Here is a 19,025-nt window from a genome sequence, read left to right as displayed (position 1 = left end):
TTTGGAGAAGTGAAAGGTTGATTGTGATGAATATATGGTTAAATATGTTAATAACGACAGGGCTCGGGGCAATTATTGGAGGATACACAAATCATTTAGCGATAAAAATGTTATTTCGTCCTCATCGTCCGATTTATATTGGGAAGTTTCAGGTTCCATTTACGCCAGGGTTAATTCCGAAGCGCCGCGATGAGCTTGCTGTTCAATTAGGTAAAATGGTTGTAGACCATTTGTTAACACCAGAAGGAATCGGAAAGAAACTAACAAATAAAGAGTTTCAAACCAGTTTAATTCGCTGGACACAAGTGGAAGTCGATAAAGTAATTACAAATGAACAGTCGTTACGGGATATGTTAGAAAAATGGAATTTAGAACATGTAGAAGAAGAGGCGATCGGGAAAATCGAACATGTTCTTACAGAAAAAATTCATGCATTTTTAGCAGAGTACTATACATATACATGGGAACAGGCGTTACCTCATTCTGTTCATGAAAAAGTAGAGAATGCGATTCCGAATGTAGCATCTTTTATTTTAAAAAGAGGAATTAGCTTTTTGGAAAGTGAAGAAGGAAAGGAACGCCTTTCAAAAATGATTGATGACTTTTTCGCTTCTCGCGGGACGCTGCTTAACTTAGTTGGTATGTTTTTAGGGAATGTAAGTTTAGTTGATCGCGTGCAGCCGGAAGTCATTAAGTTTTTAGGACAAGATGGAACAGAGCGTCTGTTAACTGATGTACTGCAAAAAGAGTGGGAAAAGTTAAAAGGAAGAGACGTAAAAGAATTAGAAATGTTCGTAGAGAAAGAAATGATTGTGAACTCCATATTGTCAGCAGTTAAAGTAGAGGAAACAGTGAGTAGATTTTTAAATCAGTCTGTTCAGCAAGTATGTGAGCCAGTTCGAGAAACAATCGTTGAAAAAGTGGTCCCTAGCGTAGTAGAGAAAGGCTTGAAGTGGGGGACAGAAAATGTGGGAAGTATATTGGGAAATCTACAGCTTGCGGAAATTGTCCAGCAGGAAGTATCTACATTTTCAACAGAGAGACTAGAAGATCTCGTATTGTCCATTACAAAAAATGAGTTAAAAATGATTACATATTTAGGGGCGTTATTAGGGGGGACAATTGGATTTATTCAAGGGTTGTTACTCTTGTTCCTTAAGTAATAAAGATGGGTGTATAGAAATAAAAGTGAAATTTCTTCCCATCTCTTGCATAGTTTGATATGGTAAGAAGAGGTGCGTATGTAAATGCACTTAAAAGGCAGTGTGAGCGAAAAGCGCTAGCCTTCTAAAGGAGGAAAAATAAAATGACAAAAAACATTCATGATGTTGCATATGAATTACAAAAAACAATCGCTGAAAACGAAGATTTCCAAACATTAAAAGCAAGCTACGCAGCAGTACAAGGAGATGCAGAGTCAAAGAACTTATTCGAAGAGTTCCGCGCGATGCAACTTGGCTTACAACAAAAAATGATGCAAGGCCAAGAAATCACTGAAGAAGATAACCAAAAAGCACAAGAAGTTGTAACTCGCATTCAACAAGATGCAAAAATCACAAAGTTAATGGAAACTGAGCAACGTTTAAACATCGTTATCACTGACGTTAACAAAATCATCATGAAGCCACTTGAAGAATTATATAGCGCGCAACAAGCGTAATGATGGAAGACGCTCCTAGTATGGGGGCGTTTTTTTTTGTGGGTAATTTGATAGTCCTGCCACAAAAAAATCCCCGCCGAAATAGCCATGTGTTAGTGACTATTTTGACGGGAATATATGATGTATCTTTCAATTTCTCTTATATATATAATTATTTATTGAAATACTCAGTTCTAATATTTTTTTCTTTCAAAAACTTTTCAATCTCTTTTTGCTTTCTACCATTAACTTTCTCAAAGCGTTTTGTAAAAGAAAAATCTGTCTTGAATAAGTTACCATCTTGAGTGAGTTTGTCTAATTCTTGATCTAGTTCTACTGAAAGTGCCGTAGATGCTGAAATAAAATCATGAATTTCCTTCGAAGGCTGTTTGTAATCATTGGGGATCGTATTGTTACTAATAAAAGTATGGAAATTCGCATCATTTTGTTTTGCTAAATCTACTAGTTGCTTTAATTTCTCTCGGTCGGATTCCGTGACATTCTCGTCAGACATGGCTGATGAAAGGGGAACGATGTTTTCAAATAACTCGCCGCTATAATCTAAATAAGTCTTTATATTTTGTTTCATTTCGTTTTCATTAATATTTTCATTTTTCTTTGAGGAACTAAATATAGTTTCTGGAATTTTAACCGTTACATCTTTAATAGATTGCACATCGTTTTCTTCCTTATGTTGTGCACTGTTTGAACAAGCTGATAGAAATAAAATTGTAAGTAACATGAGTAGATATAAAGTATATTTCTTCATTTTAATCTCCTTTTACATTCATTATTATCTTTGTAAAATAGCTATATTCCATTTCAAATACTTTACTAAAGTTGCGTATACATGTTTTACCATTTGGTAAGATATTACGGATATGAGTAAACCGCTGCAAAAAGCGATGAACACATTGTAAACATCGGAATAACTGATTTGATGAAACCCGTAAAAAAATCCTAACCCTATTAATAAAATAGGTGAAATGATTAATAATGGAGTGGCAATGATAAGTGCTAGAAGAATCGGTAATAAAAAGAGTAGTACGAAAAAGGCGATAATGATAAAGGCAAAGTTTAAAACACTTAAGCTCATAACAGAAAATAGTGCGGTTATCATATTTTTGAAGCTTCGTTTATTGTCAGCGTTGTTTATTGCATAGGAAACATTAAGTTCTTTAGCAATAGTTTTAGGGTCTCCTAGTTTTCTAGAAATTTCTTCTTCAGATTTTCCATCCTGTTTAGCACTGATAAAATGAGTTTCATACTCTGAAATAATATCTTTCTTTTCTGCATTAGGCATATTCCGCAAGGAAGAACTAAGTTGGTCCAAAAATTCACTTTTGTTCATAACAATCACTTTCCTTTATAAAATGATGAATTACAGCTGAGAATCCTATCTTTTGAAAAGGGGGATACGAATTACAAGGTGCGTTCCAATTATTGGGTATTCCAATAATTACAAATATATCATTTAGTAGTGTTCTTTGCAAGGTACTATAATCTTATTAATACTGTGATTAGATGGAATTTTTTCGTGCATTTTTAGAGGAGATATAAAAATATTATTTTAGGATAAACAAAGGGTTGTAAGCGTATTCCTTAGAGGTTGTCAAAAAACTGTCAAATTCATATTGTTGGAAAAATAATGCATTTGTAATATAATGATAAACAATACTTCACCACGTTAATTAACTAGGTGAAATTAAAAATCTTTATTACACACATTATGAAATAAAGGAATGATTAGTTTGAGTACAGGTGTAAAAGCAAACGACGTGAAAACAAAAACAAGAGGAGCAGATCTTGTTGTTGATTGTTTAATTAAACAAGGTGTTACACATGTTTTCGGTATTCCAGGAGCGAAGATTGATTCTGTATTTGATGTACTGCAAGAAAGAGGACCAGAGTTAATTGTTTGTCGTCATGAACAAAACGCAGCATTTATGGCAGCTGCTATTGGTAGATTAACAGGGAAACCGGGCGTATGTCTTGTAACTTCAGGACCAGGGACATCAAATTTAGCGACAGGTCTTGTTACTGCGAATGCGGAGAGTGATCCCGTTGTTGCTTTAGCTGGTGCAGTTCCGCGTACAGATCGATTAAAACGTACGCATCAATCTATGGATAATGCTGCATTATTTGAACCAATCACTAAATATAGCGTAGAAGTCGAGCATCCTGATAATGTACCAGAAGCACTTACTAATGCATTTCGAAGTGCTACTTCTACAAATCCAGGAGCAACACTTGTAAGTCTTCCGCAAGACGTTATGACTGCAGAAACGACAGTAGAATCTATCGGTGCGCTTTCTAAGCCACAGCTTGGAATCGCTCCCACAAATCATATTGAATACGTAGTAAAAAAAATAAAATCAGCAAAATTACCAGTTATTTTACTCGGTATGAGAGCAAGTACCAATGAAGTAACGAAAGCAGTTCGTGAGTTAATTGCTGGTACAGAACTTCCTGTTGTTGAAACGTATCAAGCAGCTGGTGCAATTTCACGTGAGTTAGAAGATCATTTCTTCGGCCGCGTTGGATTATTCCGTAACCAACCAGGTGATATTTTACTAGAAGAAGCGGATTTTGTTTTATCTATCGGCTATGACCCAATTGAGTATGATCCGAAATTCTGGAATAAACTTGGCGATAGAACAATTATTCACCTTGATGATCACCAAGCAGATATCGACCATGATTACCAACCAGAGCGTGAATTAATTGGTGATATCGCTTTAACTGTAAATAGCATTGCGGAGAAATTACCGAAGCTTGTATTAAATACGAAATCAGAAGCAGTTTTAGAACGATTACGCTCGAAATTATCAGAGCAAGCAGAAGTTCCAAATCGTGCTTCAGAAGGTGTTACGCATCCACTTCAAGTCATTCGTACACTTCGTTCTTTAATTAGTGACGATACAACCGTTACATGTGACATCGGTTCCCATTCTATTTGGATGGCAAGATGTTTCCGTTCTTATGAACCACGTAGACTATTATTTAGTAACGGTATGCAAACGTTAGGTGTTGCACTTCCTTGGGCAATTGCCGCTACTTTAGTTGAGCCGGGTAAAAAAGTTGTTTCAGTGTCAGGTGATGGTGGTTTCTTATTCTCTTCGATGGAGTTAGAAACAGCGGTACGTTTAAATGCACCGGTTGTACATCTCGTTTGGAGAGACGGTACATATGATATGGTTGCGTTCCAACAAATGATGAAATACGGTAGAACATCAGCTACAGAGTTTGGCGATGTTGATCTTGTGAAATATGCAGAAAGTTTCGGGGCGTTAGGTCTTCGTGTCAATACACCAGACGAATTAGAAGGTGTATTGAGAGAAGCGTTAGAAGCAGACGGCCCTGTCATTATTGATATTCCAATTGACTACCGTGACAACATTAAATTAAGCGAAAAACTATTACCAAACCAATTAAACTAATGGGGGCATGAGTGAGATGACTGTTGCGCAATTAATTGATATTGATGCAAAAAGAACGAAAACGAATAATGAAGTATATCAAACATCTACAATGCTTGCGCTATTAGATGGTATATATGATGGTGTGATTAGCTTTGAGGAATTGAAAGAACGTGGTGATTTCGGCATCGGCACATTTGATCAATTAGATGGTGAAATGATCGCGTTTGATAACGAATTTTACCATTTACGTTCAGACGGCTCCGCAGAAAAAGTAGAGCCAGAGGAAACAACACCGTTTGCGACTGTAACGTTTTTTGAAAAAGAAATGAGTTATACGGTAGAGCATCCGATGAATCGTGAAGAAGTGGAAGCGTTATTACATGAATTAATGCCAAGTAAAAACTTATTTTATGCGATTCGAATGGATGGTACGTTCCGTGAAGTAAGAACGAGAACTGTTCCAAGACAAGAAAAACCGTATACGCCGCTCGTTGAAGTGACGAAATCACAACCGATCTTTTCATTTAAAGATACAGAAGGTACGCTAGCTGGATTTTGGACACCAGATTACGCACAAGGTATTGGTGTAGCTGGTTTCCACTTACATTACATTGATAATGAAATTCGCGGTGGCGGACATGTTTTCGACTATGTTGTAGAAAACTGTACGATCCAAATTTGTCAAAAAGCTCATATGCATTTAGCACTTCCTGAAACAGCTGATTTTATGGCGGCGGAATTATCAAGAGAAAACTTAGAGAATGATATTGCGGCCGCGGAAGGTGCGGAGTAAAAAGGAATCGAAATTATGTATTCTCTATATAAAGAACCGAAGTCTTGTTCAGGCTTCGGTTTTTTTCATTGATTTGCAATCTTCGAGTGAAATTCCCCTATCCAATTTCACTGCACCGCCTCATTATGTTTCTTTTGTAAAATGAAAACTCAATTTTGAAGCAAAAGAAATATAAATTTCTCTCCAAACATATACATCAAAAGGATAGGGGGGATATGATGGAAAACTCCATTACTATTAGTTTATGCATGATTGTAAAAGATGAAGAACAAACTATATCAAAATGCTTAGAATCGGTTAAAAGTGTTGTGGATGAAATTATTATTGTAGATACAGGTTCAACAGATGGTACAAAAGAAATTGTGAAGAAGTACGACGCGAAAGTTTATGATTTTCAATGGATTGAAGATTTTTCAGCGGCACGAAATTTTGCGTTTTCTAAAGCTACAAAAGAATATATTCTTTGGCTAGACGCAGATGACATAATAGATACGGAAGATATAAAGAAATTGTTGCAGTTAAAACATACGTTAGATCGTAGTACGGATGCAGTATCTATGAAATATTATTTAACTTTTGATATAGAAGGAAATCCAACACATTCTTTAAGGAGATATCGATTAGTCAACAGAAGTAAAAATTTTCAATGGTATGGATTTGTTCATGAATATTTAGAGGTGTATGGAAATCTTATAAATAGTGACGTAGGGGTAAGTCATAAAAAAGAAAAAGCATATACTAATCGTAATTTAAAAATATATGAAAAACATCTTGAGAGTGGAAAAGAGTTTAGCCCCCGCGATGTGTACTATTATGCAAATGAATGTAAGGATCACAGATTATTTGATAAGGCTGTTAAGGGGTATTCTAGGTTTTTAGATGAAGAAAAGGGTTGGGTTGAAGATAACATTCAAGCTTGTTTAAAAAGAGCCGAATGTTATTTAGAATTGGGGGACTTAAAAAAATCTATACAGTCTTGTTTGCAATCATTTACGTATGACACGCCTAGAGGAGAACTTTGTTGCCACTTAGGACGTGTATTTTTGCAACAAGGGGAATATTCTAAAGCGATATATTGGTACCATGCAGCAATTGACGGGCCAAGGCCAAAGGATTCGCCGTTTGTCCGAGAAGAGTGTCATACATGGTTGCCGCATATTCAACTATGTATTTGTTATGATCGAATAAAAGAATATGAAAAGGCAATTTATCATAACGAACAAGCTGCACAGTTCATACCTAATAATCCAAGCATTGAATATAATAGAAAATATTTTGATAGTTTATCGGAAAAATAATATTTAATAATACTAGATAATCATTTTGGCTGCTGAGAGGAGTTTGATTCATGCTCACAAGTATAATTATATTGACTCATAATCAATTACAATATACAAAAGAATGCATCCAAAGTATTAGAACTTATACAGTGGAACAAGAGTATGAGTTAATAGTTGTGGACAACGCGTCAACAGATGGTACTGTAGAATGGTTACAAAAACAATCGGATATTATGCTAGTGGAAAATGCGGAGAATATGGGTTTTCCAAAGGGATGCAATCAGGGAATTAAAGAGGCAAAAGGTGACAATATTTTATTATTGAATAATGATGTGGTCGTAACTGAAAATTGGCTAAGCAACTTAATTCGGTGTTTATATGAAAGTAAGGATGCTGGAGCGGTAGGGCCCGTAACTAATAATGCCGCTTACTATACTGCTATACAAACTTTTTATAAAGATATTGAAGGAATGCAGAAGTTTGCAACTTTATATAATCAAAGTGATAAAGATAAATGGGAAGAACGTATGAAATTAATCGGATTCTGTATGCTTATAAAAAAATCAGTGTTAGATGAAGTTGGATTATTAGATGAACGATTTACACCGGGGAATTATGAAGATGATGATTTGTCACTAAGAATGTTTGAAAAAGGATATAAATTGTATTTATGTAAAGATACATTTATTCATCACTACGGAAGTGTCTCATGGAGAGAAGATAGTGTTAAATTTTCTATTTGTTTACATGCGAATAATATAAAATTGTATGAAAAATGGGGATTTTATGGTGAAAGTTTATATATTCATTGTGACTTACTAGCGATTTTAGAGCGATTTGCGCCTGATAAAGTAAATATTCTTCATATAGGAGCTGGATGTGGTGCCACTTTATTAAAAATGAAAGGGTGTTATCAGGCAGTTTCTTTATTCGGAGCGGAAAGTAATGAAAAAGCGGCAGCTCTTGCAAATAGGGTAGCTCCTACAACTTCTGCTGCGTATGACAAGTTACATGAGGTATTTATAGATGAAAAATTTCAGTACATCCTACTATCACATCCCATTGAGCCAGCGAAATTACCGCATGTCATACAATCTATGGCACAACTTTTAACGCCAACAGGAACTTTCGTTATGTCGAAATTCAATTTGGAAAATTATTATGCATTAAAAAAATAATGCTTTTAAGATTTTCTCTTTGGAGATGAACTGTATTTGGCAATGCTTTAGGAACAACGGTTTCTTTTATAGAAACAAAACCGAAATCCGATCCCGGATTTCGGCTTTTCGACGTGTGATGAATTACGAAAAAAAAGCTACCCTATAAGTTGGTTTCACTTACTTATAGGATAGCTTCTTTATTTTGAAACAAACGGGTGCTTTTCATAATAAAACCGCCATGGATAGTGAACGGCTTCTTCTGCATAATCAATGTTAATACGAGGGCCAGCTATTATGTTATGTGTGGATGATAAATGGTCTTCTTCAGGAACTAATTCAATATGTAACGTATCACTTTGAAGTGATACGCCGCGCTCTTCTAAAGTGATTCCGAGCGCGCCGCATAGTTTTCCGGGGCCATTTGTTAAGTTTTTATACTGAGCTTTCGTAATGTCAGTTTTGTTGTAGCGCGCTAGTTTCATGTCTTCGATTCCATCTACAGGTTCAAGAGCACGAATGAGAACTCCTTGCGGGGTGCCGATTGGTGCTGTAATTACGTTAAAGCAATGATACATGCCGTAAATTAAATATACGTAAGCATGTCCTGGTGCGCCGAACATTACTTCTGTTCGATTAGTCCGTCTGCCTCCGTAACTATGAGCGGCCTTATCATCTGGACCTTTGTATGCTTCTACTTCTACAATAATTCCGCTCCGCTTTATGCCGTCTACAATATGAACGAGTTTATGTCCGAGTAACTTCTTTGCGACCACTAACGTATCGCCTTCATAAAAAGAAGGTGGTGCCTGCATTGTACTATCTCCTTTGCCAGTTGTATATGTATATAGTAAACCAAATTTTCAGTAGTAATTCTAACTCGTTCTATTTACTACATTTATTTCATAAATTATGGATAGAGTACAACAGCGAAGAGGGGGAGTGCGACATGATTTATCGCTTACTAGCTCTTAATATAGATGGGACACTACTATACAACAACGGAAAAATCGCAAAAGGGTTACGGGAGACAATTGACTTTGTGAAAAGAAAAGATGTATACGTTACATTGTTTACGAATCGTAATTTTCAATCTGCTCATAAAATAGCGAAGGCGTTAAGATTAGATTCTATATTAGTTACACATGGTGGTGCTTTCGTTTCAGCAACGTTAGATAAGCCGTTCGCTCAAAGGAGATTATCTGAAGAGAAAACCTTTAATATCGTGCAAGTGTTAGAGCATTTTGATTGTAATGTTCGCATTTCTCATGAACGATATTCAATTGGGAATCGTGAGAGAAATACACCAAACTTAATTGCGCGTACTGTATTATCAAGCGCAGATCCATTATTTTATCCGGTTCAATTTGTAGATTCGCTAGGGGATGCACTGCGCGATCATCCAGTAGCTGCACCAAAAATTGATATTGTTTTCCATACGAAAGGTGAAAAAGAAAGAGGGATGAATACGTTAAGAAAGGCATTTCAAGATGTGGAGTACGTTGAGTGTGATGAGAGACGTATAGAAATTCTCCCTCAAAATGTATCAAAACTACGTGGTTTACAATTACTTGGGGAGCATTTAAATATTAACCTTAGTGAAATGGTTGCGATTGGAGATAGCGTAGAAGACTTAGAGGTAATTGAAAATGTTGGGCTTGGGGTAGCGATGGGGAACGCTCCTGTAGAATTAAAGAAAGCCGCAGACTGGATTACACGTTCTAATACTGAGAACGGCGTAGAGTATATGATTAAAGAGCATTTTCGTAAGCAATTCCCGCTTCCTTTTTTAAAGAATCATAAGCATACACCGAAACGATGAAAAAAGAAACGTAGCATTTTCGCTACGTTTTTTTGTCGACTTTATTTGAAAAGTTTAAATCAATATTCCAATAGGGAATGAAAGCTTTTCAGGGGATGAATTGTGTCTGGAATCTATACAATTCACTTGAATACTCTAGGAAACTGTTGTAGAGTGGATGATGTTGCCGAAATATTTACACCACATGAAATATTCTTCAGATTAATTTTATTGAGCTCCCGTACGTAAAAACATTTCCGCGTGATAGTTTAGTTCACGTATTATCTCAAAAATGAATTGTAGTAATTTTATTAATTAGTTGTAGAGTTTCTTTGTTTTATTTAAATGGATTATTTTAAATTAATGTGAGTAAGACTTGGTACATATGAAATGTACTTCTTTTGTGGGTTTAGGAAGTTTAAAAGGGGGAATGAATTTCTTGAGGAAATCATTTAATCAAAAAGTAAAAAAAATAAGTAGTAGTTTTATAGTTGTATTACTAATATGTATGAATTTTTTAATCCATTTACCATTTAAAGCAGAGGCAGCTACAACAGAATTAAAAGGTTTAGGTGATGTATCTTATTACAACGCCATCATTTTTGGAGATCATAGTGCAACGAGTGCGGATATTGAGGGTGCGATGGCTGTTCAAAAAAATATGAACGCATCAAGTTATACAGTCCTAGCGGCTGCAACTGGAGCAAACAACTTAGCTGGAGCAACATGGAAAGATGAAGGATATCCATCATTATTACTAGGTGGTCAATTTACGAAAGCGGGAGCAGGACAAGTAATCATCCAAGATGGAACAGTGGCGATGACAAAAGATGGTGACCCAGAAGGTGCAATGAAATCATCTTATGACCGTATCTCTTATAAAGAGCAAGCAGAGATTGATGCCAAGTTCAAAGAATTTAGAAAAGACGTTGATGGTGTAATTGGGGATGCGGGTCAATTGCAAACTGATAAGCCAAAACTTAATATGAGCTTTGGAATCGGTGAAGATGTAAACAACCCTAATATTTACGTCTCTTCAGGCTTAACAGGAAAGAAAATATTTGATGTAAGAGATGTTTATCTTCCGAATGTAAATAACAAAGACTTTATTGTTATTTATTCAGACGCAGAAGAAGTGAATTTTGGTAGCGGTGCAATTTTGTACGATACGAGAAATACTGGGATGGCAACAGACTTAATTAATACATCTCAAGCATATGACCCTAATTCAGCTTTTACTGAGTTAGCTAATAAAGTCATTTGGGTGTTCCCTAATGCTACAAAGATAACAACTAAAGGTTATGGTGTAGTAGGTAGTTTGTTTGCGCCTAATGCTGTTGTAGAGACAAAAGGTGGTTCTATTAACGGACAAGCCTATGTTGGAGGATTACACCAAAGAGATGGATTTGAGGTTCATAACTTTAAATTTAATTGGCCAAAGTGGAATAAGCCAGTAGTTGAAAAAGGAAACTTACAAATTAAAAAAGTTGATGCAAATGATGAAAATATTGTTTTAAAAGACGCAAAGTTTGATGTTATAGACAAAGATAATACTGTTGTGGCTACTGTTACAACGAATGAAAAGGGTATTGCTGAAGTCAAGGATTTACCACTTGGTGACTATTTTGTAAAAGAAATAAGTGCACCAGAAGGATATATAAAAGTTGATACACCAGTAAAAGTAACAATTGATAGTACAAACGTAATTGAAATTGTTATGAAGAATACGAAAAAAGTAGAGAATGGCCAATTTAAATTATTGAAAAAAGATAGTGAATCTGGTCAACTTCTACCAGGTGCAAAATTTGATGTTATAGATAAAGATGGAAATGTTGTTGAAACAATTATTACAGATGGTAAAGGTGCAGCTTTATCAAAACAACTTCCAGTTGGAACATATACATTAAAAGAAGTTGAAGCACCAAAAGGTTATGAACTATCATCTAGTTTAGTTCATGTTGATGTAGCTGCTAATAAAACAGTAACTGTAGATGTGTTGAATAAAAAGATCGTTGAAAAAGCTACAGGTCAATTTGAAATCGTGAAAGTAGATGCAAATGATAAAGAGAAACTATTATCCGATGCAGAATTTGAAGTGTACAAAGATGGTAAAAAAGTAGATACGTTACGAACAGATAAAACAGGTAAGGTAATATCTACGAAATTAGAACCAGGAAAGTACACATTAAAAGAAACAAAAGCACCACAAGGATATAAGTTGTTAAAAGAAGAAATTGAAGTCGTTGTGGAAGCGAACAAAGTAGTACAAGTACAAGTAGAAAACGCAAAAGAGCTAGGAAGCTTACAAGTAGTCAAAAAGGATACAGAGAGTGGAAAAGTTCTAGAAGGCGCGGAATTTAGACTGAAGAACGAAAGTGGTCAGGTAGTTGGAGAAGCGAAAACAACGAATAAAGATGGCGTAGTTCAATTCGAAAACTTAGTACCAGGAAAATACACGTTAGAAGAAACGAAAGCACCAGAAGGCTACAAAGCAGTAGAAGTAACAGTAGAAGTAAACGTTGTAGCAAATGAAATGGTAAAACAAGAAGTCACGAATGAAAAAGTAACAGGTCAATTCGAAATCGTGAAAGTAGATGCAAATGATAAAGAGAAACTATTATCCGATGCAGAATTTGAAGTGTACAAAGATGGTAAAAAAGTAGATACGTTACGAACAGATAAAACAGGTAAGGTAATATCTACGAAATTAGAACCAGGAAAGTACACATTAAAAGAAACAAAAGCACCACAAGGATATAAGTTGTTAAAAGAAGAAATTGAAGTCGTTGTGGAAGCGAACAAAGTAGTACAAGTACAAGTAGAAAACGCAAAAGAGCTAGGAAGCTTACAAGTAGTCAAAAAGGATACAGAGAGTGGAAAAGTTCTAGAAGGCGCGGAATTTAGACTGAAGAACGAAAGTGGTCAGGTAGTTGGAGAAGCGAAAACAACGAATAAAGATGGCGTAGTTCAATTCGAAAACTTAGTACCAGGAAAATACACGTTAGAAGAAACGAAAGCACCAGAAGGCTACAAAGCAGTAGAAGTAACAGTAGAAGTAAACGTTGTAGCGAATGAAGTAGTAAAACAAGAAGTTACGAACGAAAAAGTAACAGGTCAATTTGAAATTGTGAAAGTAGATACGAAAGATAAAACAAAGCTATTATCAGATGCAGAATTTACTGTGTATAAGGATGGTAAAAAGGTAGCAGAGTTGAAAACTGATGAGAGTGGAAAAGCGATGTCACCGAAATTACCATTAGGTGAATACACAGTGAAAGAAACGAAAGCACCAGCAGGTTACAAGATTTCAAATAAAGAATGGAAAGTAACAATTCAAAATGAGAAAGAAGTAGTAAAAGTAGAGGCAGAAAATGAAAAGCTCTTGGGCTCTCTACAAATTATTAAAACAGATGATAAAGATCAAGCGGAACGTTTAGCAGGCGCAGTATTTACATTGAAAGATGCTAAAGGAAATGTTGTAAAAGAAAAAATTACAACAGATAAGTCTGGAACGGTTAAAGTAGAAGGACTAGTACCGGGTGAGTATACGTTAGAAGAAACAAAAGCACCAGAAGGTTATGAGTTAACAAAACAAGTAATTCATGTAACAGTCGACGGTGAAAAAGTTATTGATGTAAAAGTAACGAATAGTAAGAGCCTTGGTCAATTCGAAATCGTAAAAGTAGATGCAAATGATAAAGCGAAAGTATTATCAGACGCAGAATTTGAAGTGTATAAAGATGGTAAAAAAGTAGAGACATTACGAACAGATAAAACAGGTAAAGTAATATCTACGAAATTAGAACCAGGAAAATACACGTTAAAAGAAACGAAAGCACCACAAGGATATAAGTTACTAAAAGAAGAAATTGAAGTCGTTGTGGAAGCGAACAAAGTAGTACAAGTACAAGTAGAAAACGCAAAAGAACTAGGAAGCTTACAAGTAATCAAGAAGGATGCAGAAAGTGGAAAAGTTCTAGCAGGTGCAGAATTTAAATTAAAGAACGAAGCTGGTCAAGTAGTTGGAGAAGCGAAAACAACAGATAAAGATGGTGTTGTGAAATTCGAAAACGTAGTACCAGGAAAATACACGTTAGAAGAAACGAAAGCGCCAGAAGGTTATAAAGCGCTAGAAGTAACAGTAGAAGTAAACGTTGTAGCGAATGAAGTAATAAAACAAGAAGTTACGAACGAAAAAATAGCAGGTCAATTCGAAATCGTGAAAGTAGATGCGAATGATAAAGCGAAAGTATTATCAGACGCAGAATTTGAAGTGTATAAAGATGGTAAAAAAGTAGAGACATTACGAACAGATAAAACAGGTAAAGTAATATCTACGAAATTAGAACCAGGAAAATACACGTTAAAAGAAACGAAAGCACCACAAGGATATAAATTACTAAAAGAAGAGATTGAAGTTGTTGTGGAAGCAAACAAAGTAGTACAAGTACAAGTGGAAAACGCAAAAGAACTAGGAAGCTTACAAGTAATCAAGAAGGATGCAGAAAGTGGAAAAGTTCTAGCAGGTGCGGAATTTAAGTTAAAGAACGAAGCTGGTCAAGTAGTTGGAGAAGCGAAAACAACAAATAAAGATGGTGTTGTGAAATTCGAAAACGTAGTACCAGGAAAATACACGTTAGAAGAAACGAAAGCGCCAGAAGGCTATAAAGCGCTAGAAGTAACAGTAGAAGTAAACATTGTTGCAAATGAAGTAGCAAAACAAGAAGTATTGAATGAAAAAGTGAAAGAAAAAATTACAGGCCAAGTAGAAATTACAAAGGTAGATGCTAATGATACAGATAAAACATTAGCAGGCGCAGTCTTTGAAATTTTGAAAGACGGAACAAAAATAGACACATTAACAACAGATAAAAATGGTAAAGTAACTTCGAAAGAATTGGAGCCAGGAGATTATATTTTAAAAGAAGTTCAGGCTCCAGAAGGATACACTTTATCTGATAAAGAAATCAGATTTACGATTTCTAATCAAAAAATTGAAGCTATAAAACTTCAAATTACAAATCAAAAAGAGCCAGGTGAAGGAACGGAAACACCAGGTGAAGGAACGGAAACACCAGGTGAAGGAACGGAAACACCAGGTGAAGGAACGGAAACACCAGGTGAAGGAACGGGAACACCAGGTGAAGGAGCAGAAAAGCCAGGTGAAGGAACAGAAAAGCCAGGTGAAGAAACAGGAAAGCCTAATTTACCAGAAAAAGGACCGGGTTCTTCTAATAATCAACAACTGCCAGCTACAGGGCATGATATGAATTATCTTCCATTCGTCGGTTTTGTTCTTCTGTTATTAGGAATACGTTTAAGATTTATGACTAAAAATAGTTAATAGATGTATAAAAGGCATAAGAGGAATGTTATCTCTTATGCCTTTAAGTTATTAATAGAAGAAATAAGGTAAAACCTTCTGTATTGACCTTCAAACGCCCTTCAAGTAAACTAAAGAGAGTTTGCAAATGAAAAGGTGATAATGTTGTTAATTTCAATTAAAACGTTACAAGATGATCGTTTTTTACGTCCGCTACAAAATATTGGCGGTTTATTTTTTGAAGAGAGCACGATAGGGTTTGAGAAAGAAGAAGCAAATCTTATCGTTGATATACAGATAGAAGGTAATGTGACAGCATCGGCTCGTTTAACAGATGTTGCAACCGGAAATGTATATGAAGAAACATTCGCAAAAGATTTATCTGCTTTCACAGAAGAAAAAGAACGTATGAAGCAAGTGAAACATGTTGTTTCTTACGTATATCTTTCTGTACTTCAACAGCTAACTGGACTTGAACAGAGCTGGGGAATATTAACTGGGGTACGCCCAACGAAACTTCTTCACAAACTGCTTCAAAATGGTATGTCAAAAGAAGAAGCACATAAAGAACTTCGTGAAAGTTATTTAATTCATGAAGAGAAAATTGAACTTCTTCAGCGTATTGTTGATTGCCAATTAGCGGTTGTTCCGGATTTATACCGTTTGAAAGAAGAAGTAAGTATTTACATCGGTATTCCGTTTTGTCCTACAAAATGTGCGTACTGTACGTTCCCGGCTTATGCAATTAACGGACGCCAAGGATCAGTTGATTCGTTCTTAGGCGGGTTACATTATGAAGTTCGTGAAATTGGTAAGTTTTTAAAAGAAAAAGGTGTTACAGTTACGACGATTTATTACGGCGGCGGTACACCGACGAGTATTACAGCAGAAGAGATGGATATGTTGTATGAAGAAATGTACCAAGCTTTCCCTGATGTGAAAGATGTACGTGAAGTAACAGTTGAGGCAGGTCGCCCAGATACAATCACACCAGCAAAGCTAGAAGTGTTAAATAAATGGAACATTGACCGTATTAGTATTAATCCGCAGTCATACCATCAAGAGACACTAAAGGCAATTGGACGTCATCACACTGTAGAAGAAACGATTGAGAAGTATCATTTAGCACGTGAAATGGGAATGAACAATATTAATATGGATTTAATTATTGGTCTTCCTGGTGAAGGATTAGACATCTTCAAGCATACGTTAGATGAAACAGAAAAGTTAATGCCAGAATCGTTAACAGTTCATACGTTATCATTTAAACGTGCTTCTGAAATGACGCAAAACAAACGTAAATATAAAGTAGCAGGTCGCGAAGAAATTACTGCGATGATGCATGAGGCGGAAGAGTGGACGAAGAACCATAATTACGTACCATACTATTTATATCGTCAAAAAAATATTTTAGGTAACTTAGAAAACGTTGGGTATGCAATACCGACGCAAGAAAGTATCTATAATATTGTTATTATGGAAGAAGTACAATCGATTATCGGACTTGGTTGCGGGGCATCAAGTAAATTTGTTCACCCACAAACAGGAGCAATTACACACTTTGCGAATCCGAAAGATCCAAAATCATATAACGATGGCTTCGTGAAATATACAGAAGATAAACTGAAAATTTTAGAAGAGCTATTCGTGTAAGAAGAAGGGGGTTGTTCCGATTGGGAACAGCCTTTTTTTATATTGTCAGTTTTTGTCGGTAAGTCGATATATTCGAAAAATAGCTGATATAAATTTGGTTGCGTTCGATATATTCAAAAAATCGCCAATATAATTTCATTTACCATCAAACGGTCCATTTGTAAAACTATGTCGATAATAATCAGAAAAATTAGTCATATTATTAGAGGACAATGTCTACTTATAGACGAAATGATAGATTTATGAAAGAGAAAAGGGGGAAATTGTTGGCATGTACATGACGATAGGGAGAATTTTTGATTTGACAGTTGGCAAATATCCGAATAAAGAGGCGTTAGTAGAACCAGAAAAAAATATTCGTTGGACATATAAACAGTGGGATGAGCAAATAAATAAAACGGCGCAAGCTCTATTGAAAGAAGGAGTAAGAAAGGGAGATTGTGTATCTGTTTACCTATATAACTGCCGTGAATTTGTAAACGTTTACTTAGCCTGTGCGAAAATTGGCGCGATCTTCAATCCAATTAATTTCCGCTTAAAAGCAAAAGAACTATCGTATATCCTCCAAGATGCAGCCTCGAAAGTAGTTGTCTTTGAAAAAGCAGTCGAATCAACAGTTGCTATGATTGAACGAGATTTTCCAAATTCGTCTTTTTGGTACGTGGAAGACGATGCACCTTCCTATGCTAGTTCTTACCATGAAAAAGTAAATGAAGCATCAGCTGAAAAAGTAGATATTGTAGTCGATGAAATGGATTTTTGTTCTATGCTTTATACGAGCGGAACGACTGGTCATCCGAAAGGCGTACTACATCGTCATCGTGATATGGCTGAGCATAGTATGATTTGTACGTATTTCATAAAATATAACAGGGATAGCGCCGGGCTTGTGGTAGCACCTTTATATCATTGTGGCGAGTTAAATGCTGGAATCATACCGCGCATTCAAGTTGGCGGAAAGAATGTTATTTTACATCATTTTGATACGGATAGAGTATTACATACCATTCAAGAAGAGAAGATTACGACGTTTTTTGCAGCACCGACGATGTGGAATATGTTACTGCAAAAAGATCTAACTAAGTATGATTTAACTTCAATGAAAATCGGTGTATATGGCGGGGCTGCAATGGCACCGGCGCTAGTGAAGGAATGTAAAGAGCGCCTTTATATTGATCTTGTTCAAATTTACGGAATGACAGAAATGGGACCAGTTGTTGCGTTTCTCGTAGAAGAAGATCAAATTACGAAAGCAGGTTCAGCAGGAACACCGTGCTTTAGCCATGAAATTCGAATTGTGAAACCGAACGAAGATGGACCAGCAGAGCCAGATGATACGTTGCCTCCTTATGAAGTAGGGGAAATTATTTTGCGCGGTCCAACTATGATGGCTGGTTATCATAATCGAGAAGAAGCAAATGCAAAATCGATGTATAAAGGCTGGTATCATTCTGGTGATTTAGGATACTTCGATAAAGACGGCTATTTATTCGTTGCAGACCGCGTTGATGATATGGTAATTAGCGGTGGCGTAAATATTTATCCTCGCGAAATTGAAGATTTTCTTCATAGTCACCCTGGTGTATTAGATGTTGCAGTACTTGGTGAGCCAGATGAACTATGGGGAGAGCGTGTCGTTGCGGTTGTTGTAAAGAAAGATAAAAATATTTCAGAAGCTGATTTAGAAATGTATTGCAAAGAAAGTGATGAATTAGCAGACTATAAACGTCCGCGTCATTACTTATTTGTAGATGAACTTCCTCGTAATGCGAGCGGGAAGTTGCAAAAATTTGTGCTGAGAGAGTCGTTAAAAGGCGCGAAAAAATAGGGAGCTATCTTTACAAATAAGATTATCTTTCTTAATAAGGAAATAGTGTCAAGCTCTTGTGTTTTTAGTTTGAGAACGGGCTTTATATAAAAAGTGGAGACTATGTGTCCCCGCTTTTTATTTTTCTTG

13 protein-coding genes are annotated in these 19,025 nt (G+C 35.9%); 10 read left to right on the top strand and 3 right to left on the bottom strand.

The features are described 5' to 3' along the window. The first annotated feature begins 17 nt into the window (after nt 1–17). Together MR155_RS22630 and MR155_RS22625 are read left to right on the top strand one after the other, a co-directional pair. Nucleotides 18–1,163 carry a DUF445 domain-containing protein gene (locus tag MR155_RS22630; protein WP_242311141.1) on the top strand — a complete coding sequence of 382 codons (1,146 nt, stop codon included), beginning with the start codon at nt 18–20 and terminating at the stop codon, nt 1,161–1,163. Between the two features lie 143 nt (nt 1,164–1,306). Beyond that, nucleotides 1,307–1,660 carry a YlbF/YmcA family competence regulator gene (locus tag MR155_RS22625; protein WP_088035249.1) on the top strand — a complete coding sequence of 118 codons (354 nt, stop codon included), beginning with the start codon at nt 1,307–1,309 and terminating at the stop codon, nt 1,658–1,660. A gap of 151 nt (nt 1,661–1,811) precedes the next feature. Here the strand turns inward: MR155_RS22625 and MR155_RS22620 are convergent, their stop codons facing one another. Then, complete coding sequence (locus MR155_RS22620; RefSeq protein ID WP_242311140.1) at nt 1,812–2,408, bottom strand: NDxxF motif lipoprotein; 597 nt, start codon at nt 2,406–2,408, stop codon at nt 1,812–1,814. A 24-nt stretch (nt 2,409–2,432) separates the two neighbouring features. After that, on the bottom strand, nt 2,433–2,990 hold the full coding sequence (locus tag MR155_RS22615; RefSeq protein ID WP_242311139.1) for an HAAS signaling domain-containing protein: 558 nt from the start codon (nt 2,988–2,990) through the stop codon (nt 2,433–2,435). A gap of 400 nt (nt 2,991–3,390) precedes the next feature. Between MR155_RS22615 and alsS the strand changes: the two genes are divergently transcribed. The 4 genes from alsS (at nt 3,391) to MR155_RS22595 (ending at nt 8,312) form a co-directional block, all read left to right on the top strand. Beyond that, nucleotides 3,391–5,079, top strand: a complete 1,689-nt coding sequence (gene alsS / locus MR155_RS22610; RefSeq protein WP_242311157.1) for an acetolactate synthase AlsS — start codon at nt 3,391–3,393, stop codon at nt 5,077–5,079. A gap of 16 nt (nt 5,080–5,095) precedes the next feature. Further along, nucleotides 5,096–5,854, top strand: a complete 759-nt coding sequence (alsD, locus tag MR155_RS22605; RefSeq protein WP_215599015.1) for an acetolactate decarboxylase — start codon at nt 5,096–5,098, stop codon at nt 5,852–5,854. 218 nt (nt 5,855–6,072) lie between these two features. Then, on the top strand, nt 6,073–7,152 hold the full coding sequence (locus tag MR155_RS22600) for a tetratricopeptide repeat-containing glycosyltransferase family 2 protein (RefSeq protein ID WP_215576785.1): 1,080 nt from the start codon (nt 6,073–6,075) through the stop codon (nt 7,150–7,152). A 50-nt stretch (nt 7,153–7,202) separates the two neighbouring features. Beyond that, nucleotides 7,203–8,312 carry a glycosyltransferase family 2 protein gene (locus tag MR155_RS22595; protein WP_113936699.1) on the top strand — a complete coding sequence of 370 codons (1,110 nt, stop codon included), beginning with the start codon at nt 7,203–7,205 and terminating at the stop codon, nt 8,310–8,312. Between the two features lie 179 nt (nt 8,313–8,491). On the opposite strand, the gene MR155_RS22590 is transcribed toward MR155_RS22595, so the two are convergent. Further along, nucleotides 8,492–9,106 carry a DNA-3-methyladenine glycosylase gene (locus MR155_RS22590; RefSeq protein WP_219301337.1) on the bottom strand — a complete coding sequence of 205 codons (615 nt, stop codon included), beginning with the start codon at nt 9,104–9,106 and terminating at the stop codon, nt 8,492–8,494. Nucleotides 9,107–9,240: 134 nt separating this feature from the next. Here MR155_RS22590 and MR155_RS22585 point away from each other — a divergent pair, with 134 nt between their 5' ends. The 4 genes from MR155_RS22585 (at nt 9,241) to MR155_RS22570 (ending at nt 18,896) form a co-directional block, all read left to right on the top strand. Then, nucleotides 9,241–10,113, top strand: coding sequence for a Cof-type HAD-IIB family hydrolase (locus MR155_RS22585; RefSeq protein ID WP_219301338.1), 873 nt, complete (start codon nt 9,241–9,243; stop codon nt 10,111–10,113). Nucleotides 10,114–10,531: 418 nt separating this feature from the next. Continuing rightward, nucleotides 10,532–15,436 carry an MSCRAMM family protein gene (locus MR155_RS22580; protein WP_242311138.1) on the top strand — a complete coding sequence of 1,635 codons (4,905 nt, stop codon included), beginning with the start codon at nt 10,532–10,534 and terminating at the stop codon, nt 15,434–15,436. Nucleotides 15,437–15,577: 141 nt separating this feature from the next. Further along, entirely contained in the window at nt 15,578–17,068 is a 1,491-nt protein-coding gene (locus MR155_RS22575) for a coproporphyrinogen III oxidase (protein ID WP_002010930.1), read from the top strand. Nucleotides 17,069–17,339: 271 nt separating this feature from the next. Continuing rightward, nucleotides 17,340–18,896: a fatty acid--CoA ligase gene (locus MR155_RS22570; protein WP_063226574.1), complete on the top strand. Its 1,557-nt coding sequence runs from the start codon at nt 17,340–17,342 to the stop codon at nt 18,894–18,896. Nucleotides 18,897–19,025: the final 129 nt, after the last annotated feature.

This window comes from Bacillus cereus group sp. BfR-BA-01331 (genome assembly GCF_022663915.1).
GTDB lineage: Bacteria > Bacillota > Bacilli > Bacillales > Bacillaceae_G > Bacillus_A > Bacillus_A mycoides.
The sequence above is the reverse complement of the archived record's forward strand: the minus strand, read 5'-3'. Positions and strand labels throughout refer to the sequence as shown.